Annotated in this window: 23 protein-coding genes; 14 read left to right on the top strand and 9 right to left on the bottom strand. The window is 70.2% G+C overall.

Features of this window, described 5'->3' with window-relative positions; all coding sequences use genetic code 11:
- Positions 1 to 37: 37 nt before the first annotated feature.
- On the bottom strand, positions 38 to 1,312 hold the full coding sequence (locus IFU30_RS02115; RefSeq protein ID WP_192004140.1) for a threonine/serine ThrE exporter family protein: 1,275 nt from the start codon (positions 1,310 to 1,312) through the stop codon (positions 38 to 40).
- 50 nt (positions 1,313 to 1,362) lie between these two features.
- Positions 1,363 to 1,569 (bottom strand): hypothetical protein, encoded by a 207-nt coding sequence (locus IFU30_RS02110; RefSeq protein ID WP_192004139.1) that lies wholly within the window; start codon positions 1,567 to 1,569, stop codon positions 1,363 to 1,365.
- 145 nt (positions 1,570 to 1,714) lie between these two features.
- Between IFU30_RS02110 and IFU30_RS20210 the strand changes: the two genes are divergently transcribed.
- Positions 1,715 to 1,927 carry a DUF2945 domain-containing protein gene (locus IFU30_RS20210; protein ID WP_192004138.1) on the top strand — a complete coding sequence of 71 codons (213 nt, stop codon included), beginning with the start codon at positions 1,715 to 1,717 and terminating at the stop codon, positions 1,925 to 1,927.
- Between the two features lie 79 nt (positions 1,928 to 2,006).
- Positions 2,007 to 2,915, top strand: a complete 909-nt coding sequence (locus tag IFU30_RS02100; RefSeq protein ID WP_079704532.1) for a cation diffusion facilitator family transporter — start codon at positions 2,007 to 2,009, stop codon at positions 2,913 to 2,915.
- Positions 2,916 to 2,936: 21 nt separating this feature from the next.
- Here IFU30_RS02100 and IFU30_RS02095 read toward each other — a convergent pair whose 3' ends face one another.
- From IFU30_RS02095 to IFU30_RS02085, 3 genes are all read right to left on the bottom strand, one after another.
- On the bottom strand, positions 2,937 to 4,124 hold the full coding sequence (locus tag IFU30_RS02095; protein WP_159876852.1) for a cobalamin-independent methionine synthase II family protein: 1,188 nt from the start codon (positions 4,122 to 4,124) through the stop codon (positions 2,937 to 2,939).
- Between the two features lie 46 nt (positions 4,125 to 4,170).
- Complete coding sequence (locus tag IFU30_RS02090; RefSeq protein WP_124768057.1) at positions 4,171 to 4,374, bottom strand: hypothetical protein; 204 nt, start codon at positions 4,372 to 4,374, stop codon at positions 4,171 to 4,173.
- Between the two features lie 160 nt (positions 4,375 to 4,534).
- A complete protein-coding gene (locus tag IFU30_RS02085; protein WP_192004137.1) occupies positions 4,535 to 5,092 on the bottom strand; it encodes a GNAT family N-acetyltransferase in 558 nt (185 codons plus the stop codon).
- A 52-nt stretch (positions 5,093 to 5,144) separates the two neighbouring features.
- Between IFU30_RS02085 and IFU30_RS02080 the strand changes: the two genes are divergently transcribed.
- The 8 genes from IFU30_RS02080 (at position 5,145) to IFU30_RS02045 (ending at position 14,142) form a co-directional block, all read left to right on the top strand.
- On the top strand, positions 5,145 to 5,432 hold the full coding sequence (locus tag IFU30_RS02080; RefSeq protein ID WP_159876848.1) for a hypothetical protein: 288 nt from the start codon (positions 5,145 to 5,147) through the stop codon (positions 5,430 to 5,432).
- Positions 5,433 to 5,494: 62 nt separating this feature from the next.
- Positions 5,495 to 6,223: an alpha/beta hydrolase gene (locus IFU30_RS02075; protein WP_192004136.1), complete on the top strand. Its 729-nt coding sequence runs from the start codon at positions 5,495 to 5,497 to the stop codon at positions 6,221 to 6,223.
- 139 nt (positions 6,224 to 6,362) lie between these two features.
- Positions 6,363 to 7,715, top strand: a complete 1,353-nt coding sequence (locus tag IFU30_RS02070) for a purine-cytosine permease family protein (RefSeq protein ID WP_192004135.1) — start codon at positions 6,363 to 6,365, stop codon at positions 7,713 to 7,715.
- A 67-nt stretch (positions 7,716 to 7,782) separates the two neighbouring features.
- Complete coding sequence (locus tag IFU30_RS02065; protein WP_192004134.1) at positions 7,783 to 9,336, top strand: hydantoinase/oxoprolinase N-terminal domain-containing protein; 1,554 nt, start codon at positions 7,783 to 7,785, stop codon at positions 9,334 to 9,336.
- Positions 9,333 to 10,427 (top strand): DUF917 domain-containing protein, encoded by a 1,095-nt coding sequence (locus tag IFU30_RS02060; protein ID WP_192004133.1) that lies wholly within the window; start codon positions 9,333 to 9,335, stop codon positions 10,425 to 10,427. Before IFU30_RS02065 ends, IFU30_RS02060 begins: the two co-directional genes overlap by 4 nt.
- Complete coding sequence (locus IFU30_RS02055) at positions 10,424 to 11,572, top strand: DUF917 domain-containing protein (RefSeq protein WP_124768043.1); 1,149 nt, start codon at positions 10,424 to 10,426, stop codon at positions 11,570 to 11,572. Before IFU30_RS02060 ends, IFU30_RS02055 begins: the two co-directional genes overlap by 4 nt.
- 9 nt (positions 11,573 to 11,581) lie before the next feature.
- Complete coding sequence (locus tag IFU30_RS02050) at positions 11,582 to 12,637, top strand: DUF917 domain-containing protein (protein ID WP_124768041.1); 1,056 nt, start codon at positions 11,582 to 11,584, stop codon at positions 12,635 to 12,637.
- Entirely contained in the window at positions 12,634 to 14,142 is a 1,509-nt protein-coding gene (locus tag IFU30_RS02045; protein WP_124768040.1) for a PucR family transcriptional regulator, read from the top strand. Before IFU30_RS02050 ends, IFU30_RS02045 begins: the two co-directional genes overlap by 4 nt.
- Positions 14,143 to 14,365: 223 nt before the next feature.
- Here IFU30_RS02045 and pdxY read toward each other — a convergent pair whose 3' ends face one another.
- Positions 14,366 to 15,214 (bottom strand): pyridoxal kinase PdxY, encoded by an 849-nt coding sequence (gene pdxY, locus IFU30_RS02040; RefSeq protein WP_079704522.1) that lies wholly within the window; start codon positions 15,212 to 15,214, stop codon positions 14,366 to 14,368.
- Between the two features lie 170 nt (positions 15,215 to 15,384).
- Here pdxY and IFU30_RS02035 point away from each other — a divergent pair, with 170 nt between their 5' ends.
- Genes IFU30_RS02035 through IFU30_RS02025 form a run of 3 tightly spaced genes read left to right on the top strand, consistent with a single transcriptional unit; the run spans position 15,385 to position 17,506 of the window.
- On the top strand, positions 15,385 to 16,395 hold the full coding sequence (locus IFU30_RS02035) for a diacylglycerol/lipid kinase family protein (protein WP_124768036.1): 1,011 nt from the start codon (positions 15,385 to 15,387) through the stop codon (positions 16,393 to 16,395).
- A gap of 37 nt (positions 16,396 to 16,432) precedes the next feature.
- Positions 16,433 to 16,948, top strand: a complete 516-nt coding sequence (locus tag IFU30_RS20810; RefSeq protein WP_192004132.1) for an excisionase family DNA-binding protein — start codon at positions 16,433 to 16,435, stop codon at positions 16,946 to 16,948.
- Positions 16,949 to 16,957: 9 nt separating this feature from the next.
- Positions 16,958 to 17,506, top strand: coding sequence for a PIN domain-containing protein (locus IFU30_RS02025; protein WP_192004131.1), 549 nt, complete (start codon positions 16,958 to 16,960; stop codon positions 17,504 to 17,506).
- A gap of 26 nt (positions 17,507 to 17,532) precedes the next feature.
- On the opposite strand, the gene IFU30_RS02020 is transcribed toward IFU30_RS02025, so the two are convergent.
- Positions 17,533 to 18,852 carry an MFS transporter gene (locus IFU30_RS02020; RefSeq protein WP_192004130.1) on the bottom strand — a complete coding sequence of 440 codons (1,320 nt, stop codon included), beginning with the start codon at positions 18,850 to 18,852 and terminating at the stop codon, positions 17,533 to 17,535.
- 10 nt (positions 18,853 to 18,862) lie between these two features.
- The gene (locus IFU30_RS02015; protein ID WP_138945899.1) at positions 18,863 to 19,141 is read right to left on the bottom strand and encodes a hypothetical protein; all 279 of its coding nucleotides are present in this window, start codon (positions 19,139 to 19,141) and stop codon (positions 18,863 to 18,865) included.
- Positions 19,142 to 19,361: 220 nt separating this feature from the next.
- Here IFU30_RS02015 and IFU30_RS02010 point away from each other — a divergent pair, with 220 nt between their 5' ends.
- Positions 19,362 to 19,877, top strand: a complete 516-nt coding sequence (locus IFU30_RS02010) for a GNAT family N-acetyltransferase (RefSeq protein WP_192004129.1) — start codon at positions 19,362 to 19,364, stop codon at positions 19,875 to 19,877.
- Positions 19,878 to 19,884: 7 nt separating this feature from the next.
- Here the strand turns inward: IFU30_RS02010 and IFU30_RS02005 are convergent, their stop codons facing one another.
- Positions 19,885 to 21,828: a hypothetical protein gene (locus IFU30_RS02005; RefSeq protein ID WP_192004128.1), complete on the bottom strand. Its 1,944-nt coding sequence runs from the start codon at positions 21,826 to 21,828 to the stop codon at positions 19,885 to 19,887.
- Between the last annotated feature and the right edge of the window lie 4 nt (positions 21,829 to 21,832).

Raw genomic sequence — 21,832 nt, 5'->3', positions numbered from 1 at the left:
CACGGATTCGGCTCGGTTTCGGACGATTCCGGGCGGCTCAAGGACGGGCGCTCGCACGCACCGGCGGGATGACGACCCCGGTGAGGACCGCCGCCGTCTTGACGCCGACGCAGAGGCTGATGAAGACCGTCAGCGCCGCCGTGACCGCTGAGCCCTCGAGCGTCGCGAGGGAGACCAGGCCAACGGTGCCCGGCACGAGCATGAGCAGGGCCGGCTGGAACGTGACGTTGGACGGCACCGCCGCCGAGTACCGCTCGACGATGCGAGCGACCACGAACACGATTCCGGCGGTGAGCCCCGTCGCGACCGCGTTCCCCACGAGCGGGGCGAACAGGACGATGCCCGCGTAGGTCAGCGCCATCACGCAGATGGTCAGCAGCGTCAGGGAGCGGCCCGAGCCGAACGCGATCCCGATCCCGGCCGCGAGCATCACGACGCCGATCCACGTGAACCACAGCGGCGGGACCGACTCCCACCCGACGAGGTCCGAACTCCCGCGGCCCACCTGACCGACGAGCGCCGTCGAGTCGGGGTCGATCGACAGGCCGGTGAGCAGCGCCCCGGCAGAGATCCCGGCCGCCATGAAGGCGAGCACGATGAGCCCGTACATCAGGCGTGCCGAGCCCGTCACGATGTCCGTCGCCGTCAATTCCAGCAGGGCGTTGGTGATGAGCGCGCCGGGCACGAGGATCGCGATCGGCGCGCAGACGGCGAACAGCGGCACGGGACCGAGATCCATCGCCGATGCGAGCGTCCCGACGAGCGTCGTCGAGACGAACGCCGTCACGAACGGGGCGATCGCGACCGCTCCCCGCCACCGCGCCAGCAGGGTGATGACGAGGCCGACGAAAGCACCGACGAGCATGGATGCGACGATCGCCCACCAGGGGCAGCGGAACAGCAGCGCGAGCCCACCCGCGAGCAGCAGGTTCCCGACCACCCAGTGCATCGACGCATGCGGCCGCGGTGTCTCCCGGATCGACTGGATGCGGGCCGGCAGGTCACCGACCGGCCAGTGTCCGAGCTCGAGTTCGCGCATGAGCCGGTTCGCCCGCGCCGCGCCGCGGAACGACAGCTCGCCGTGCGTGTTGCCGGCCGCGAGCACCGCGCCGGTGCGCACGTCGTTCACGATGATGAGCTGCGGCAGCACCGAGAAGGCGAGGCCTTCGTCGCCCGATGCGATCGTGGCGCGCTCCAGGGAGTCGCGGACGTCGGTGACAGAGGTGCCGGCGTCGAGGAGCAGGCAGCCGAGCGCGCTGTAGGCGTGCGCAGCGGTCCTGCGGTGCTCCTCGGTCGCGGTGTCGTCACTCATCCCGCCAACGGTACGCGAGATTCCGGGGGCGCCTGCGGCCGCCGCGGGCCTCAGCGGCGGTTGCGGAGCCCGACGGCTCCGGCCACACCGAAGTACAGGCCGGCGAGGACCGGGACGATGACGATCCACCAGAAATGGAAGCCGTACTCGCCGTGGGCGTTCGCGACGGCGACCGGGATGAGCGCCACCCCGAGCACGACAGCCACGATGCCGATGCCGAGCGCGAGTCGGGGTCTTCCCGGAGTGAACGAGGCCATGGGGACACGCTATGCCCGCGGAGCCCCTGGGCCTCGGGGGATATCCCCTGCGCTCACGCGGCGCAAGCGCTTGTCCGGCCGGCGACACGCTGGCATCGTCGATGTCACGCCGCACGCGCGCGGTGTGGAGCGCCGAGGAGGCAGCGTGGCAGACGTACGAGTGGGCGACCGCGTGTCGTGGGGCACTTCCCAGGGACGGACGCAGGGGAAGGTCATCGAGCGGAAGACCGCGGACTTCCAGTTCGACGGCCAGCACTTCACGGCCTCGAAGGACGAACCCGCGTTCATCGTGGAGTCGGAGAAGACCGGCGCGAAGGCCGCACACAAGGGCTCGGCGCTGCGCGTCCTGAAGTCCTGACGCTCTCCCCCCCCTGGCGGCCCGATGCACAGACACCCGGACGTCCACGACGGACCCCGGCTGGGCGTAGCGTTGGCGCATGACCGTCGTGATCGCCTTCCTGGCCAACGTCATCGTCGCCATCGCCAAGTCCATCGTCGCCGCGCTCACCGGGTCGGCGTCGATGCTGGCCGAGGCCGCCCACTCGTGGGCCGACGCGGGGAACGAGATCTTCCTCCTCATCGCCGACAAACGGGCCGACAAGCAACGAGACGCCGCACATCCGCTCGGCTACGGCCGTGACGCCTACATCTTCTCGCTGTTCGCCGCCTTCGGGATCTTCACCGTCGGTGCGGTCGTCTCGATCCAGCACGGCATCCAGAGCCTCACCGCACCGGAGGCGATGGAGGACTACGCCCTCAGCTACCTCGTGCTCGGCGTCGCCTTCCTCCTCGAGGGGTTCTCCTTCACCCAGTCGATCCTCGAGGGTCGACGCACGGCGAAGAAGTACGGCCGCGGCTTCTTCGACTACATCGTGAACGGCTCCAACACGACGCTCCGCTCGGTGTTCTTCGAGGACTCCGCAGCACTGCTCGGCCTCATCATCGCCGGGGCCGGCATCGGCCTCCACCAGGTGACCGGCGACCCGGTGTGGGATGCGATCGGCTCGATCGCGATCGGCGTCCTGCTCGGCGGGGTCGCGCTGCTGCTCATCAACCGCAACCGGCGCTATCTCCTCGGGGCCTCGCCGAGCCCCGCCTACCGCGCGCAGACGATCACCGCGCTCCTGTCGCACCCGGAGATCGAACGGGTGACGGCGCTGTACCTCGAGTTCAGCGGACCGGAACGCCTCTTCCTCGTCGCGTCGGTCGACCTCGTCGGCGACGACCGCGAGAACGACGTCGCGCGTCAGCTGCGCCGACTCGAGGGCGACCTCGAGCAGGACGACCTCATCGGCAAGGCCGTGCTCACGCTCTCGGTGAGCGACGAGCCGTCGATCACCGTCTGAGCGCGGCGACGAGCCGAGGGCTCAGGCGCCGAACAGCCGCTTCGACGCGATCGCAGCACCCTCGACGAGCGCACCGAGCTTCGCCCACGCGACATCGGTCGCGACGAACTCATAGCTCGCGAACGTGGAGAGCCCGCAGTCGGTGCCGGCGATGACGCGCGTCGGATCGCCGACCGCTTCGGCGACCTCGACGATGCGGTTCGCGATGACCTGCGGGTGCTCCAGGTAGTTGGTGGTCACGTCGACGACCCCTGGGATGAGGAGCGCGCCCTCGGGGAGCGGGTGCTCGCGGAACGCCGGCGCCTCGTGCTGGTGCCGCGGGTTGCCGAGCGGGATGCTGAACGCGCCCACCCGCGCCCGGTAGAGGTGCGGGAGGAGCACGTCGACCGGGACGTCGTCCTGGTGTGGCCCCTGCCAGTTGCCCCAGCAGACGTGGAGCCGGACCTGCTCGCGGGGGATGTTCCGGATGGCGTGGTTGAGGGCGTCGACGTGCAGGTCCACGGCCGCGAGGAACTCCTCGAGCGTCGCGTCACCGAACTGGATGACCCGCTCCATGGCGAGGTCCGGGGCGTCGAGCTGCAGGACGTGACCCCGGGCGACGATCGCCTCGTACTCGATCCGCAGTTGCTCGGCGAGCGCGAACACATAGGCGCGGTCGTCGCCGTAGAACGGGTTCGCGGCGTCGAGCAGCAGCGTCGTCGACACGATCCCGGGCGTCGCCGCGGAGAAGAAGGTGCCGGCGGGTGTGCGTCCCTGGCCTGCCTGCACGGCGAGCTCCCGTTCGAAGCCGTCGAGATCGGCGGTGATGCCGGACAGCGTCGGGTCGTACACGAGCTGCCCCTGGGCCATCGGCGGATCCCACACCCGTGCGACGTCTGCCCCCTCGACGATCTGCTTCGCCTGGAACGCCGCGTAGTCCGGGAATCGCACGGAGTCGAGCGTCGGCTTGCGGTGTCCTGCACCGCCGAAGCCCTCGATGCGTTCCAGTACATAGGTGGAGAAGCCAACGCGCGGGACTTCGCCGTCGTTGATGAGATCGAGACCGGTGGCGAGCTGCGCGGCGACCGTCGAGGCCACCGCATCCGCCGTGACCTCCTCCAGCTCGGCGACGTCGAACGACCGCCGCTGGTCGCGGGCCACGAGCAACCGGGTCAACTCGGGCGTGCGCGGCAGGCTCCCGGCGTGCGTGGTCAGGATGCGGTCGGTCATGCGTGGGCTCCTCGGTGCGTGGCGCGGGTGGATGTGGACGGCACGCTCACGCCATGCAGGGAGCCCACTCCTGATTGGAGAGTTCCCGCTGCTCGTTCTCGGTCTGCAGGAGCCAACCGGTCTTCGTCGCGCCTCGGTACTGCCCGCTCACGAGGTCGGCGCACCAGGAGCGACCGTCGAAGGCCCACCGGACGAAACTCGCCTCGCTCCCCTTGCGCAGGAGCGGGCGTTCGCGTTCTACCTGACTCATGTGTTCCATCTCGACCGTGGCTGACATATCTTCCAACCGTATCGAGGAACGTCGTCGGTGAACAGACTGCTTGCGTTTCGCGGCCGGTTGCCCGAAAATGCCCGATCGCGCCCGGAAGCGGCGTCCTTCTGCACGCTCGGAGATCGGGTGCGGCGGGCGTTCAGTCCACGAACACGCGGAGGGCCGCGTCGCTGAGTACCCGGTCGGCGAACACGAGGCGCACGGCATCGGGATCCGGGTTGCCCGCGTCGGGGCCACGCCAGACGACCTCCAACCCCGCGCGTTCGGCGGCCCGTCGTGAACCCTCGTTGTGCTCCAGGAGGAACGCCACCACGGGCAGGTCCGGTGCCGACACCGATGCCGCGGCTCGCGCGGCCGCGATGAGCTCCTGCGCGTATCCGCGCCCCCAGGCCGCGGGCGCCAGGCGGTAATAGAGGTTCCAGGCGACCCCGCCACGCAGGCTCGGGCCGCCGATGCCGACCAATGCACCCGTCGCGGTGTCACGCGCCACCCACACGTCGAGACCGTTCGCCTCCCAACCGGCCTGGTACCGGTCGATCAGGTCACGGGTCTCGGCGAGCGCCGTGTGTCGGGCGGACGGCAGGTGCGTCCAGACCGCGGGGTCGGCATGGAGCTCGTGGAGCTCCGGCAGATCCCGATCGGTGGGGCGGGTGAGCGTCAGTCGTTCCGTCAGGGTCGGCGGAGTGGCGTCGGTCATGCCCTCCATTCTGCTCTGGTCGGCGGCTGGCTCCACTCGATACCCTGTGCCCATGGCTGCGAAGAATGAACCGATCTCGGCACGCGCGTGCGCGATCCTCAGCATCGCCATCGCCGCGTTCTCGATCTTCATCGTCGCGTCGACGGCGAGAGACGGCGGATCATGGACGTTCTCGGTGCTCGCCTGCTTCGTGCCGCTGCTGTTCGCGGCCCAGGGCATCAGGATGAGTCGCCAACCCGGCGCTCCCTGGCCCACCTTCAGCCTCATCGGGTCGATCGTCGGCGCAGCACTCGGACTCGTGTCCTTCGGCGCCTTCGCCTGGTTGCTCGTGCGGTCCTGAGCGCAGCGACGGAGCGTGGTGTCGCCGCGTAGAGTCGTCCCCAGCACCGACGGAGGAGGGCCATGCGACTGCACGTCGAGGAACGCGGGCACGGCCCGGTCCGGATCGCCCTCATCCACGGATTCCTGGCCGACGGAGCCGCCTGGACCGATGTCGTCGCAGCGGCCGACCCGGAGCGGTACACGTTCCTGCTCGTCGACCTCCGCGGTCACGGCTCCAGCCCACGCGCCGATCGGCCCCGGGGCGAGCAGTACGACATCACCTCGCTCGCGGCCGACCTCGTCGAGACGTTGCCGAACGGCCTCGACGCGATCGTGGGCCACTCCCTCGGCGGGCGGCTCCTCATCGACATCGTGGGGCCGCTCCGCCCGGCGCACGCGATCTACCTCGATCCCGGGTTCGGCCTGAAACTGCCGGGCCGAGGCCTCGGCGCACGACTGTTCTGGAGCATCCCAGGGCTGCCGCGGCTCCTGGCCTGGTTCTACGACCGCACGGACCCAGCGACGGGTCCCGCGAACGTCGCGCTCGCCGAGGCCGCCCATGCCGCGTGGGACCGCTCGATGATCGCGGAGGTGCTGCAGGACGTCGCAGCGAACCCGGTGACGCCGTCGGCGCCGATCGTCCCCTCGACGCTGGTGCTGTCGGACGACGCGAAGCTCGTCGTTCCGCGAGCGGACGTCGAGCCGTACGACCGGCTCGGCTGGACCGTCACGCGGTTCCCTGGCATCCGCCACGACATGGCGGCACTCGACGGCGCACGCACCTTCGAGGTGATCCAGGCGTCGCTCTGAGCGCCAGCAGACCGGAGCGCTTGTGCAGAGTGCTGATATCGCGCGCACATTCCTGCATGATGCACATTCTGCTGCGGGCGAGCCGTCAGTAACGTTGCCGCCACCCGCACCGCTCCCTCCCCCACTTCTGGAGACCAGCATGGCTCGCATGGCACACGCAGACGACTTCGCCCTGTCCCGCGTCCGTCCCGACGCACAGAAGCCCTGGTTCGGCATCGCCGTCCAGCGCTTCGGACAGGTGTCGGCCCTGTCCCAGTTCCTCCTCGGCGCCACCCTCGGCTACAGCATGACCTTCGGCGAGGCGTTCCTCGCTCTGCTCCTCGGCTCGATCATCCTCGAGGTGATCATGTGCATCGTCGGCATCATCGGCCAGAAGGAGGGCCTCAACACCGCCCTCCTCGCCCGCTGGACCGGCTTCGGCGAGATCGGCGCGTCACTCGTCGGACTCGCGATCGGCATCAGCCTCATCGGTTGGTTCGGCATCCAGAGCGCCATCTCCGCCGAGTCGCTCGACGCCCTCCTCCCCGGCTTCATGCCGGTGTGGGCCTGGAGCCTCATCTTCGGTCTCGCCGTCACCGCCATCGTCGCCTACGGGTTCAAGGGCATGCAGTGGCTCGCGAACATCACCGTCCCGCTGTTCCTCATCCTCGTCGGCTGGTCGATCATCAGCGAACTCACCCAGCACGACTTCATGGAACTCGTCACCGGCCCGGCACCCGGCCCCACCATGAGCGTCTGGGCCGGCACGGGCATCGTCGCGGGCGGTCTCATCGTCGGCGCCATCATCACCGCCGACATGACCCGCTTCAACCGGTCCCGCGCCGATGTCATCAAGCAGACCGTCGTCGGCGTCTCGCTCGGTGAGTTCGTCATCGGCCTCTCCGGGGTCCTGCTCGCCCACGCCGCAGCGTCGGGCAACGTCGTCGCGATCGTCACGTCGTCGGTCGGGCTCATCGGCCTCATCATCGTCATCACCGGGACGCTCAAGATCAACGACTGGAACCTGTACTCGTCGACGCTCGGGCTGGTCAACTTCATCTCGACCGCGTTCGGCAAGAACCTCAACCGTGTGACCACCACCATCGTGCTCGGCGTGGTCGGCTCCATCCTCGCGGCGGTCGGCATCCTCGGGCAGTTCTCCGGCTTCCTCATCATCCTCGGCGTCGCCTTCCCGCCCATCGCCGGCATCATGGTCGCCGAGTACTTCATCGTGAAGCGCTGGCGCGGCGAGCTCGACGAGACCCGCGCCTCGGGCCGCCTGCCCACGACCGCGCCGCGCATCGTTCCGGCGACCATCATCATCTGGGCTGTGTCCGCGATCACCGGGTACTTCGTCACCTGGGGCATCCCAGCCGTCCTGTCGCTCATCCTCTCGATGGTGCTGTACATCGCGGCGGGCAAGCTCGGCCTGGTCCGCGGTGTCGGCGTCGCCCACACCTCGCAGATCGCCGCACCCGAGCAGGCGGACGCCACCTCCCCCGCCACGAACTGACCCGGCGCCCGGCGCACCGTTCCACCGCACACCGCTCCACCGCACCAACAGAAAGCGAACCCCTCATATGCACATCGGTATCGATGTCGGCGGCACCAACACCGACGCCGTGCTCATGGACGGCACCACCACCCTGGCGGCCGTGAAGCACGCGACCACCCCGGACGTGACCGACGGGATCGTCCAGGCGATCGGCGAACTGCGCAGCGGCCACCACTTCGACGGCGAGCAGATCACCGCGGTGATGATCGGCACGACGCACTTCATCAACGCCCTCGTGCAGGCCAAGCGGCTCGCACCCACCGCGGCACTGCGGCTCGGGCTCCCGGCGACCCGCGCACTGCCGCCGCTCGTCGACTGGCCGGCGGAGCTCGTCGAGGCGATCAGTGCACGCAGCTACCTTGCGCATGGCGGCTACGAGTTCGACGGACGCCCCATCTCGCCGATCGACCCCGACGAGCTGCGGGCACACGCCGAGGACATGCGCGCGAACGGCATCCGCTCGGTCGCGATCTCCTCCGTCTTCAGCCCCGTCAACCACGACCTCGAGGTCGAGGCGGCTCGGATCGTCGGCGAGGTCCTCGGGCCGGACGTCGCCATCTCGCTCTCGCACGAGATCGGGCGCATCGGCCTCCTGGAGCGCGAGAACGCGACGATCATCAACGCAGCCCTGCGCGAGCTCGCCTCGGAGATCGTCGACGGTCTGACCGCCGCCGTCCGGAAGCAGGGCATCGAGGCACCCATCTTCCTCAGCCAGAACGACGGCACGCTCATGGACGAGGACTACGTGCGCCTCTACCCCGTCGCGACGTTCGCCTCCGGCCCCACCAACTCGATGCGCGGGGCGGCACTGACGAGCGGACTCGCGACCTGCGCGGTCGTCGACATCGGTGGCACCACCGCGGACATCGGTCTGCTCATCAACGGCTTCCCCCGCGAGACGGCGAACGAGGTCAAGGTCGCCGGCATCCGAACCAACTTCCGCATGCCCGACGTCCTGTCGATCGGCATCGGTGGCGGCAGCATCGTCGACGAGGAGACGGCCGAGGTCGGGCCGGCTTCCGTCGGGTACAAACTCATGACCGAGGCCCTCGTCTTCGGCGGCAGCACCCTCACGGCGACGGACATCGCCGTGGCCGCCGGTCGCGCGTCGATCGGTGACGCCTCGAAGGTCGCCCACCTCGACCCGGTCTTCGTGGGGCGCGTCCTCGAGCGGATCGGCGAACGCATCGCCGAGGCCGTCGACCGCATGCGCACCTCCCCCGAGCCGATCCCCGTGGTGGCGGTCGGCGGCGGGTCGATCCTGCTCTCAGACGAACTCCCCCTCTTCGGCGCCGTCCACCGGCCCGACAACTACGCCGTGGCGAACGCCATCGGTGCTTCCATCGCGCAGGTCGGGGGCGAGATCGACAAGGTCTACGCCATCGAACCCGGCCGGCGTGAGGAGGCGATCGCCGAGGTCCGTGCCGAGGCGATCGACAAGGCGATCGCGGCCGGCGCCTCCCCCGCGTCGGTCGCGATCGTCGATTTCGACGAGGTCCCGATCCCCTATCTCCCCGGGAACGCCACGCGCATCCGGGTGAAGGCCGTCGGCGACCTCGACATGGGAGGCCTCCGATGAGCTGGACCATCTCGGCCGACCTCATCCCCGGCCTCGCCCGCGGTGCGGCCGTCCTGGGGACCGGCGGTGGCGGTGACCCGTACATCGGCGCGCTCCTCGCCGCGCAGGCGCTCCGCGAGCACGGCGACGTCACCGTCGTCACGCTCAACGAGGTCCCCGACGATGCGCTCGTCCTCACCGTCGCGATGATGGGCGCCCCGACCGTCATGGTCGAGAAGCTGCCGAGCCTCACCGAGGTCGTCGCACCGGTCCACGCCCTCAGTGCCTCCCTCGGTCGCCCGGTCACGCACATCGCGTGCGCCGAGGTCGGCGGGGTGAACTCGACCATCCCGATCGCCGCAGCCGCAGCGCTCGGACTCCCCCTCATCGACGCCGACGGGATGGGGCGGGCCTTCCCCGAGCTGCAGATGGTGCTCCCGACCCTGTACGGGATCGACGCCTCCCCGCTCGCGTTCAGCGACGAGAAGGGCAACACCGGCGTCCTCACGACCGTCGACAACAGCTGGACCGAACGCATCGCCCGCGTGGCCTGTGTCGAGATGGGCTGCTCGGTCATGATCTCCGGCTTCCCGATGTCCGGCGCGCAGGCCCGCGAGGCGCTCGTCGCCGACTCGCTGTCGCTGTGCCGCGAGATCGGCGACGGCATCGAGGCGGCCCGAGCCGAGAAGGCCGACCCCGTGGAGCGGACCGTGCAGCTGCTCGGCGGTCGCGAACTGTTCTCCGGCAAGGTCGTCGACGTCGAGCGCGCGACCACCACCGGGTTCGCCCGAGGTCGCGCACGGATCGACGGGGTCGACGCGAGCCTCGAGCTGTCGTTCCAGAACGAGCACCTCATGGCCGCGCTCGACGGCGTCACCCTCGTGACCACGCCCGACCTCATCATGGTGCTCGAGCACGACTCCGGCGAGCCCATCACCACCGAGGGGCTCCGCTACGGACAGCGTGTCCGCGTGATCTCGGCACCGAGCGACGACCGCTGGCACAGTCCTGAGGCGCTGGCGATGGTCGGGCCGGGGTACTTCGGGTACGAGGTGCCCTCGCACCGCTTCGACGGCACGGCCGAGACGCCTGCGCCGGAGGTCGCCGCATGAGCTGGACGCTGACCGCGGACGACCTGCCCGACCTCGCTCGAGGCGCCACCCTCCTCGGGACCGGCGGCGGAGGTGACCCGTACATCGGCATGATGCTCGTGAAGCAGGTGCTCGGCGACCGCTCCATCACGATCCTCGACCCCGACGACCTCGCCGACGACCTCTTCGTCATCCCCACCGCGCAGATGGGCGCTCCAACGGTCATGGTCGAGAAGATCCCGGCCGGGTTCGAACCGACACTCGCCCTGCGGACACTGGAGGAGCACCTCGGGCGCACCGCCGACGCGACCATGCCGATCGAGTGCGGTGGCATCAACTCGATGATCCCGCTCATCGTGGCCGCCGAGACCGGGCTGCCGGTCGTCGACGCCGACGGCATGGGCCGGGCCTTCCCGGAGCTCTCCATGGAGACCTTCGCGGTGTACGGCGTGCACGGTTCGCCGCTCGCCATCGCCGGGGAACGCGGCGAGCGCGTGATCATCGACACCGGCGACGACGACCGACAGATGGAGTGGTTGGCGCGCGGCATCGCGATCCGCCTCGGCGGCGTCGCGCACATCGCCGAGTACGCGATGAGCGGGGCGGACGTGCGCCGCACCGCGGTGCCGCGGACGATCTCGATGGCTCTGGCCCTCGGCCGGGCGATCCGGGTCGCGCGCGAGGAGCACCGTTCGCCGTTCGCCGCCATCGCCGACACGCTGTCCACGACGCTCTACTCGCACGTCCGGGAGCTGTTCGTCGGGAAGGTCGCCGACGTGGAGCGCCGCACCACCGAGGGCTTCGCCAAGGGCACGGCCGTCATCTGGTCGGCCGACCCGTCGAGCTCCGAACGCCTCGAGATCTCGTTCCAGAACGAGAACCTCATCGCACGGTGGAACGGCGAGGTCGTCGCGATCGTGCCGGACCTCATCTGCATCGTCGACCACGAGACCGCCGAGCCGATCACCACGGAGGGCCTCCGCTACGGACAACGGGTCCGAGTCCTCGGGATCTCGACGCCGGCACTCATGCGCACGCCGGACGCACTGCGCGCCTTCGGACCGACCGCGTTCGGGCTGACGGAGCCGTTCGTCCCGGTCGAGGGCGAGGCAGCGGCTGCGGAAGCCGCGGATGCGTTCGCAGCTGGTCAGGCGGTCCGAGCCTAGGCTGAGGGCATGCCGACCCTCCTCGAGCGCGATCGCCTCCCCGCCCTGGCGACGGGGTTCGCGATCCTGGGCTCGGGAGGTGGCGGCGCGACGACGATGCTCGAGCTGGCGCTCCGCGACGAGCGCGCCTGGCCGTTCGACCTCCACAGCGTCGACGACCTCGACCCGGAGACCCCGTGTCTCGCCGTCGGCTTCGTCGGTTCCACGATGCTGCTCAGTGAGCGCCTGCCCGGCACGGACCCGTTCGGGCGGCTGATCGGGGCCGCGGAACGCTGGCTCGGACACCGCATCCCGGCCATCTGTTCGTTGGAGGGTGGCGGGGTCAACGGGCTCACCCCCTTCGCATTCGCCGCGGGGAGGACCATCGTCGACGCTGATCTGACCGGGCGTGCCGTCCCCTCGCTCGACCAGATGTCGATCCTCGTGGACGAGGTCCCGGGCATCGTCGTCACCTGCGACACCGGTGCCGGCGGGGTCGCGCTCGTCGAGACCGAGCGTGCTCTCGACATCGAACGCGTCGTCCGCGCGGCGATCGTGCAGGCCGGCGGCAGCGGCGGCATGGTGTTCGCTGGCTTCACCGTCGGCGACCTCCGCGCGCACGCCATCGTCGGGAACGCCGCCCGGGCACTCGAGCTGGGCGGGGCGTTCCTCGCACGGATCGACGGCCCGCTGACCGCCCTGGCCGAGTCGCTGGGTGGACGGCTCCTCGCGGAGGGACGGGTCAGCAGCATCGAGCCGGACTCCCGGGACCCGCACGTGCTCACCTTCGGGATCGACGGGAGCAGTGGCGCGCTGCACCGTCTCGTCGCCCGCTCCGAGACGCTCGCGTTCATGACCGACGGACGACTCGAAGCCGCCGCGCCGGACCTCATCGTCGTGGTCGACGCGGTCTCCCGGGACATCCTCGAGGTCACGGCGATCTCGATGGCGAGACACGTCGCCGTCATCCGGGTCGACGGTCCGGACTGGTGGTCCGGCTCCCCGGAGCGACTCCGCCATGTGCTCCCGTCCGCCTACGGCCTGGACGAGCTCGACGAGGTCCGAACCGACGAGGTCCCGGCATGAGCGATCGCCTGCAGTTGGGCGCGCTCCTCGCGCACCCCGACAACGGTGGCGTGCGGCTCGTCGCCGGCCCGGCCGACGCCAACTGGGCCGGCGTGGTGGTCGAGACGAACGAGGCGGCCCTCCCCGAGGACGGCGCCGGCCGACTCGCCGTGGTGACCGGAGCCCCACCCACGAGGCCATGGCAGCAGGACGCACTCGTCCGTCGCACCCGGGATCGCGGCTTCCTCGCCCTGGCGATCCCGGAGGCCGACGGCTTCGGCGCGGGGACGCGCGCGCTCGCCGACCGACTCGGCTTCTCGCTCCTGCACGTCGACCGACCGATGCTGCTCGCGAAGGCGTGCTGGCAGCTCGTCGAGGCCCGCGACTCCCTGACCCTCGGGTACGTCCGCAAGGTCGCGCAGTCCATCGAGTACCACGCCGAGGGACTGGCCGACCTGCTCCGCCACCTCTCGACGAGCATCGGCCACGGGATCGCCCTCATCGACAGCGAGGGCGTCCTGCTCGAGGCCGGCGGGCGGTTACCGTCGGAGGTGCACGCGGCGATCGACTTCGGCCCCTGGGTCGACCTGACGAAGGCCGGGCAGGGCGCTGCGGCATCGGTCCGGGTCGACAGCCCGAGTCGGGAGGGCCTCCGGGTCGCGTTCTTCGGGGACGGACTCGACGACCGACAACTGAGTGCGCTCGCGGTCGCAGCCGAGGTCGCCATGCCCGCCGTCGCGGCGCGGATCCTCATCGATGAGGTCGCCGAAGTCAGTGACGCGTCCGTGTCGTCCGGCGTCCTGCGGGACTTCGTGGACCTCCGAGGCCGCCCCGATCCCGACGTCGAGCGCCGGATGCTCGAGCGGGGCTGGCGGACGACCGGCTACCACCTCGCGTTCCGCATCGTCGGCCGGAGCCGGGTCGACGCCCTACAACTCCTCCGCTTCGTCACCGGTGCGCTCGGTCGGATCGCCGTGGACTCCCACGCGACGACGAGCGGACGCGGGGTGAGCGGTTGGCTGACCTTCGCCGAGCCACCGGAGCCACCGCAGGTCGAGCGGTACATCGCCGCCCTCCGCGACCTGCACGTGGAGGCGCGGCGCTCGTTCAACGTCGCGACGGCCGTCGGGTCGCTGGCGAGCGGATCGGCGGGTCTCACCTCATCACTCGGGGAGGCGTCCGACGCGGTGCGCATCGCCGCGAACCGGTCCACGACGGGCTGGTTCGTGCGGGTGGACGGCCTCGGCCTGGAACAGCTCCTGCTCGCCTGGACCGGCAACGACACCTTCGTCCCGGCGGCGCGGTCGCTCCTCGCACCGTTGCAGACCGGCAACGGTGAGCTGCTGACGACGTTGTCCGCCTACCTCGACCACGAGTCCGCGGTCGCACCGACGGCCGCCGCGCTCGGGTTGCACCGCAACACCGTCGCGACGCGGATCACCCGCGCGCAGGAGCTCCTCGGCGTCGACATGGCGGACCCGGAGGTGCGCCTCGCGCTCCACCTCGCCTGCCGCGCCGTGCGGTGACGGAGGGCGCTGAGCCACCCTGGTCACTGAGCTTGTCGAAGTGCCGCCCTTCGACAAGCTGAGGGATCGGAAACCGTTCGAGACACCTTCCCCGGTCACTGAGCCTGTCGAAGTGCACACGGACAACCCCGCCCTTCGACAAGCTCAGGGACCGGATGGGGCGCTCAGGGACCGGAAAGGGAGCGGAGGGACCGGAAGGGGAGCGGAGGAGCTGGAGTCGGGCTCAGACCGCCGTCGCGGTGAACTGCATCCGCGGGTTCGCGTAGAACTCCTGCGCCTCGACGAGCTGCAGCTCCCGCTGGCCCGAGCGGTACGTGAGCTCGACGAGGTCGAACACACTCGACGCCGTGCGCTCGAGGGCGAGCTTCGCGTCGCGCGTCTCGCCGTAGTGGGCGGCGAACAGGGCGGCCGTCACGTCGCCCGAGCCGTTCGCCTTGAACGGCAGCAGCGGCGTCTGGACGATCCACCGACCGGCATCGTCCACGACGAGCATCTCGATCGTCTCGGGGTCGCGGTCGGGACGCTCGACGCTCGTCACCAGGACGACCGACGGACCCATCGCGCGCGCGAGTTCGACCGACGCCAGCGTGGACTCGAGGGACGCGGGCTCGGTGCCCGTGAGGAAGCCCAGCTCGAACTGGTTCGGCGTGATGATGTCGGCGTTCGGCACGACGCGGTCGCGCAGCAGGTCGGGGATCTCCGGGGCGACGAAGCAGCCGGACTTCGCGTTGCCCATGACCGGGTCGCACGCGTAGAGCGCGTCGGGGTTCGCCGCCTTGACCCGCTGTACCGCGTCCACGATGACGTCGCCGATGCCGACGCCGCCCTGGTAGCCCGAGAGCACGACGTCGATCTGCGGGAACGCACCGCGCTCCTCGACACCGGTGATGACCTCGCCGACCTGCTCGGGCGAGATCAGGGGCCCGCGCCACGCGCCGTACCCGGTGTGGTTCGAGAAGTTCACCGTGTTGACCGGGATCACCTCGACGCCGATGCGCTGGAGGGGGAACACTGCCGCGGAGTTGCCGACGTGCCCGTAGGCCACGGCTGACTGGATGGAGAGGATCTTCACGATGTCGCAATCACGATGGGGAGGCCGCCGCGGACACTGCGTTCGTGGCGGGCATGGACGGTGCCTGCAAGCAGTCAACGATACTCTTCCGCCATCTACAGAACCCACGTGCCGCGTCAACCCGTGAGCGGGATCCCCCTCGTCCGCGTCTCCGCTCCTATGCTGATCGGATGACGACTCCTGAGAGCACGACCGCGCCGGCCGACGCCACCGCCACGAAGGTCGCCGCCATCATCTACAACCCGGTGAAGGTCGACCTCGACGCACTCCGTGAATCGGTCGAGCGCTCGGCGTCCGACGCAGGATGGGCCGAGTCGCTCTGGTTCGAGACGTCCGTCGACGACGTCGGCCAGGGGGTCACCGCCGATGCCATCGCAGCGGGCGTCGACCTCGTCATCGCGGCCGGCGGTGACGGCACCGTCCGCGCCGTCTCGGAGGGCCTCCGCGGCAGCGGCATCCCGCTCGCCCTGCTCCCGTCGGGCACCGGCAACCTGCTCGCCCGGAACCTCGACCTCACGCTCAACGACCTGCCCGGCTCCGTCATCACGGCCTTCACCGGCACGGACAAGGCGATCGACCTCGGTGTCATCGACATCGAGCGCGCCGACCACTCCCGCGACCGCCATGTGTTCGTCGTCATGGCCGGCATGGGCATCGACGCGAAGATGATCAAGAACACCGACGACGACCTCAAGGCCAAGGCCGGTTGGGCCGCCTACGTCGATGCGATCGTGAAGTCGTTGCGCGACCCGGACGAGCTGCACCTGCGGTTCCGGATCGACGACGAGCCGCAGACGCGCGCGACCGTCCACACCGTCATCATCGGGAACTGCGGCTCGCTCCCCGCCAACATCCTCTTGCTGCCCGACGCGGTCGTCGACGACGGGCTGTTCGACCTCATGTTCATGCGTCCCGGCGGAATCCTCGGCTGGATCCGCATCTGGGCGAAGGTCGCCTGGGTGAACGGCGTCCTCCGCCGGACGAAGGCGGGCAAGGCCCTTGCCGGCAAACAGAAGGACGACGGCGAGCTCCGCTACGGCACCGCGAAGCGCTTCATCGCCCGCATGTCGAAGCCTGAGGAGATCGAGCTCGACGGCGACGGTTTCGGCAAGGCCGTCGCGATCAACACCTGGATCGAGCCCGGCGCCCTCACGGTCCGCGTACCCGCCGCAGCCGAATAGCCAGGTTCTTTTCGAATCTTTCGAATAGAATCGAGTTGTGAATCCCCTCGACACGCCTCGCGCGACCAGCAAGCCTCGCACCTACCTTCCCGACGGCGACACCCGGGCCGACATCGTCGATTTCGCGAAGACGCTCCGGGCGATCGAGTCGTACCTCACCACACACGCGAGCCAGGCGGCGCTCGTGGCTCCTGACGGCTCCCAGCGGTCCATCCCCGACGAGATCTTCCGCGCGCTCGAGCAGGTCGCGAACGCGTTGGCCAACGGTCACGGAGTCACGGTCGCGCCCTACAGCACGCAGATGACGACGCAGGAAGCGGCCGACTTCCTCGGCGTATCGCGACCGACGTTGGTGAAACTCCTCGAACAGGGAGAGATCGCTCACGAAAAGCGCGGACGCCACCGACGGGTGATGCTTCGCGATGTCGTCGAGTTCCAGGAACAAGCGCGGAGCGAACGTCGCGACGCGCTGACGGATCTGGCTCGGGCGGGCCAAGGATCCGCACTTCGTTCCGAGTCGATGCCGACGCTGAAGCGCCTCGACGAGGACTGACGCGAGGGCATGGCATTTCCCGCATTCTTCGACACGTGTGCGCTGTACGGTTCGACCCTGAATGACGTGTTCTTGTGGCTTGCCCACCGCGGCGCGTTCCGACCGCTGTGGTCGGTGGGCGTCATGACCGAGCTCGACCGGAATCTTCGGGGTCACGGGGTCGACGTGACGCTCGTCGAGAAACGGCTGTCCACGATGGGGCGCGCCTTCCCCGACGCGTTGGTGAGCGGATACGACGATCTGATCGATGGGATGACCTGTGATCCGAAGCACCGCCACGTCCTGGCCGCGGCGGTCCGCGCCAATGCCGAGGTGTTGGTGACCTTCAACATCACCGACTTCCCACCGGAGTCCGTGAGCCTGTTCGACATCGAGGTCGTCCATCCGGACGAGTTCCTCCTCGATCAGCTGGACCTGTACCCGGGTGTCACCCTTTCAGTGCTCGAGCATCTCGACGCCACCTACGAGTCGCCTTCGCTCACGATGGACGAGTTGCTGCAGTCGCTCGCTCAGGCGGGTGTGCCGAAGTTCGCCCAGGATGTCTACCGATTCCTCTGAAGTCGCCAGCTCAGCGGCGAGCGGGCTCACCCGCGAGGCGTGACCCGGCGGGCCCAGAGCAGCACGGGGATGAGCAGGAGCGCGAGCACCCCGCCCGCGATCGACAGCGCCTCGTAGCCGACCCCGGCCATCACCACACCCGACATGACGCCGGCACCTGCGCCGGCGAGGGCGATGAGGACATCGAGCGTGCCCTGGGTGCGTGCGCGGTTGGCCGGCACGGTGTGGTCGACGACGAGCGCGGTGCCCGCGATGAGGCCGAAGTTCCAGCCGAGGCCGAGGAGCGCGAGCGCAAGGATCAGCAGGCCCAGCGAATCCACCGGAGCGAGGGCTCCCGTCACACCCGCGAGCAGCAGGGTCACGCCCGCGGCGATCGCCATCGGCGTGCGGCCGATGCGGTCGACGAGGACACCGGTGACGAGCGACGGCAGGTACATCGCGGCGATGTGGATGCCGATCACGAGACCGACCTCGCCCAGGCCGTGATGGTGCGCCCGCATGTGCACGGGCGTCATCGTCATGATGGCGACCATCGCGATCTGCGTGACCACCATGACCGCGGCGCCGACGTAGGCGCCGACGCCGGGACGCGGGCGTGCGGCGGTCGTCGGCGACACCTGCTTCGATCCCACCTGCTCCGCGGCGGTCCGCTCCACCTCCAGCTGCGCGAGCTCGGCATCGAGACGTCGAGCGAGGAGGAACGGGTCGGGTCGGAGCAGCACGAGGAACGCCGTCCCGGCCGCGAGGTAGGCGACCGCGGCGAGGAGGAACGGCCCGGCGAGCGACGGCAGCCCGAGGCCGGTCGCGAACGATCCCAGCGGCTCGACGAGGTTGGGTCCGGCGACGGCGCCGAGTGTCGTCGACACCATCGCGACGCTGATCGCCGAACCACGTCGGGCCGGGGTCGCGAGGTCGGTCCCCGCGTAGCGCGCCTGGAGGTTCGTGGCCGTGCCAGCGCCGTAGACGAAGAGCGACAGGAAGAGGAGCGGCACCAGGGCGGTGGTGGCGGCCACGACCACACCGATCGCGCCGACGCCACCCGCCGCGAATCCGAGTCCGAGCCCGATGCGCCGGCCGAGCCGCTGGGTGACGCGCCCGACGAGGAAGGCGGTGAGCGCGGAGCCGAGGGTCAGGAGCGCGGCTGCGACGCCCGCGAGGCTCATGCTGCCGAGGACGTCCTGCACGAGGAGCGCCCCGACCGTCACCCCGGCGGCGAGACCGGCGCCGCCGAGGACCTGGCTGATGACGACGACCGTGAGCGTCCGCCGCTGGACGCGGGCGCGCTCGGCGGCGATGACAGCTCTGGCGTCGGTCTCCCGGGGATCGCTCTCGCCGCGCTCGCTCATGCTCCGACCGTCAGCGTCGCGTGGAGATGCGACCGTAGGCGTCGACCGTCACGATGAGCGACTCGACCTTGCGGTTCACGACGCGGATGATCACGACGATGAGCCAGAGTCCGCCGGTGATGAGCGTCAGGATCAGGTTCCAGAACCAGCCGATGCGCTTCTGTCGCTGCAGCACGGCCTGCTGGCCCTGCACCGACGACACCGTCCATCCGCGCGCGGCGTAGCGGGCGACTTCGGCGTTCAGGACGGCGGTGAGCTGCTCCATCGGGAGCGGAGTGGAAGAGGACATGCCTCGAATCTACCCGTCGCGGGCAACGGGCCCCTGAGCCCTGGGCTTCCCGGTCCCTGAGCCCGACACCGTCGGTCCCTGAGCCGCACACCATCGGTGCCTGAGCTTGTCGAAGGGCGCCCCGGCTCCCTACGGCCGACCCCTGAGCCCAACATCACCGGTCCCTGAGCCCAACTCCACCGGTCCCTGAGCTTGTCGAAGGGCGCTCTACGATCGATGCATGCACATCCGTCTCGCCGAACCCGCCGACCTGCCTGGCGTCCTCGCCATCCACACCGACGCCGTCGCGAACGGTGTCGCGATCTGGACCGAGGTCACACCCGACCTCGCCGAGCGCGAGGCATGGCTCGCCCGCCACCAGGAGCCGGGCCGGGTCGCACTCGTCGCCATCGCCGACGGTCCCGACGACGCGCTCCCCGAGGGTGACGTCCTCGCCTACGGCAGTTACGGTCCGTACGCCGCGAAGGACGGGTACCGCCACACCGTCGAGAACTCCGTGTACGTGCACCCGGACGCACAGGGACGCGGCCTCGGGAAGGCGCTCATGGTCGAGCTGCTGAAACGCGCCACGGCCGACGGCCACCACGTCATGCTCGCCCTCATCGAGGCCGAGAACACCGCATCGATCGCCCTGCACACGAAGCTCGGGTTCGAGCAGGTCGGCCTGCTGCCGGAGGTCGGGACGAAGTTCGGCCGCTGGCTCGACCTCGCCATCCTGCGCCGCACGCTCGCCTGAGCAGGATCTACGAACCCGAACGGGCGATCACGACCCGGTCCACCGCACCCGCAGCGAGTTCCACGGCGCGCGGCTCGGACGTGCCGGTCAGGACGACCCGGACCGATGTCTCGCCGAGGTTGCCGAGGATCACGACGGTCTCGCCGGCGGCATCGACGGCGGCGATCGCGGTCACACCGGCCGACGAGACGGGTGGCCCGGCGACGGACGACCCGGCACCGAGCGACACCCCGCCGATCTCGACCGCGACGCGCTGCCGTCCGCTGAGCTCGGCGATCCACCCGAGCGCCCGGCCCGCGACCGTGAGCGTCCCGTCGGCCGCGACGAGCCCACGCGGTCCGGTCGCCTCGAAGTACGACAGCGATTCGACACCGGAGACGGCCAGCGCCGCGACACTGCCGACGACCCAGGCGCCGAGTGCCTCGGCCGACTGCCGGTCGTCCGTCGCGCCGGGTACGTGCTCCGCGCCGAAGCCCGCACGGAGTTCCGGGTCACGGGAGTCACCGGCGCTCGCCCGCGTGGTGGCGACCGCGTTGTAGCGGGCGCCGAGCGTGACCGGCCCGAGGTGCAGCGGGCGGCCGTCGGCGATCCTGACAGCGTCCGCCACGACGACCGCCTGCATGCCGAGCGACTCGACGAGCTGGTGCCCGCCGCGGTCGTGCATGAACGGCGTGATGCTGAACGCCACGGGGCCCGTCCAGCGCTCGAGGCGCGCGTGGTTGCGGTTCAGCTCGGTGAAGTGCGCGCGGGTGCCGCCGACGAGCTCGGGGTGCGGTGGGCCCTCGGCCCACAGGGTTCGCAGGACGTCGCCGAGCGCGGTCAACAGCGTGACCTCCGAGAGGTGGGTGCGGCGATGGAACGCCCCGACGCGCATGACGGGCACGGCCGCGTCGCGGAGCCGTCGCAGCACCGGCTCGGCCTCCTCGCCCGTCCCGAGCACGAGTCGGAGGTCGAGGGGTCTGGTGCCGGCCTGGCGCACGGCTCGGTCGAGGATGGCCGGCCAGTCCTGGTTCGTCGGATCGATCTCCACGAGGATCCCGGTGATCGTGTCGGGGACCACCGCACCAGCGCGACCGCCATCGGGGTCGCTGGAGACCGAGGTCGAGATCGCCGGGACGACGCTGTCGAGTGGCGTGCCGATCCGCCCGTCGACAGGCTCAGGTACCGGGTCCTCTCGTTGCGCCGCGAACTCCGTCTCGGGCACGACGGTCACGGCGAGCGGCGTCGCCAGCGGGGCGTCGGCGGGCTCGGCAGCGTCGACCCGCGCACAGCTGACCTCGACGGACTGCTCGACGACGTCACCGACCGCCAGCGCGACGGGGAACGGCAACGAGAGCGGCGTCGAGTAGGTCTTGAACGAGGCGTCGGTCCAGTTGCGCTGGTCCTCCATCTCGAAGACGTCACCGCTGAAGCGGGCCGTGGTCGCGATGCGGTCGCCGGTCCAGGCGAGGGACTCGATGCGGATCGCCGGCTGATGCGGAGCGACGTGATCCGGGAGGCGCGTGGTCGTCGTGGAGCCCTCCGGGTGGCCGACGATGAGCTCGGTGCCGGCCAGGGTCGGCGACTGCAGCACGATGAGGCCGATGCGCGCCCGGCGGAACGCGGCGGTCACCTCGGCCCGGACGGCGACCCGCAGTGTCGACGCGCCGAGGTCGACCGACAGGGACCAGGCGACGACCTCGCCGTCGTCACCGGCGCGGCCGCGCAGATGCAGGCCGCTCGTCGTGTGGTCGACCGCGTCGACGATGACGGGCAACGTCTTCCAGTCCTGGTCGCGGACGACGAAGCGGATGCTGCGCAGCACGAGCTCGCCGTCGAAGGCGATGTCGTCCAGCTCAGAGCCGCGGAGCGAGGCCGACCAGGGCCCCCGGCCGACGGCGAGGGCGTCGCGCTCGCGGTCGAGCAGGAGGTCGGATGCGACGCCGAAGGTGGTTCCCGAACGCGAGGTCATGATC

The sequence above is a fragment of the Plantibacter sp. CFBP 8798 genome, assembly GCF_014841195.1.
GTDB lineage: Bacteria > Actinomycetota > Actinomycetes > Actinomycetales > Microbacteriaceae > Plantibacter > Plantibacter auratus.
The sequence above is the reverse complement of the archived record's forward strand: the minus strand, read 5'-3'. Positions and strand labels throughout refer to the sequence as shown.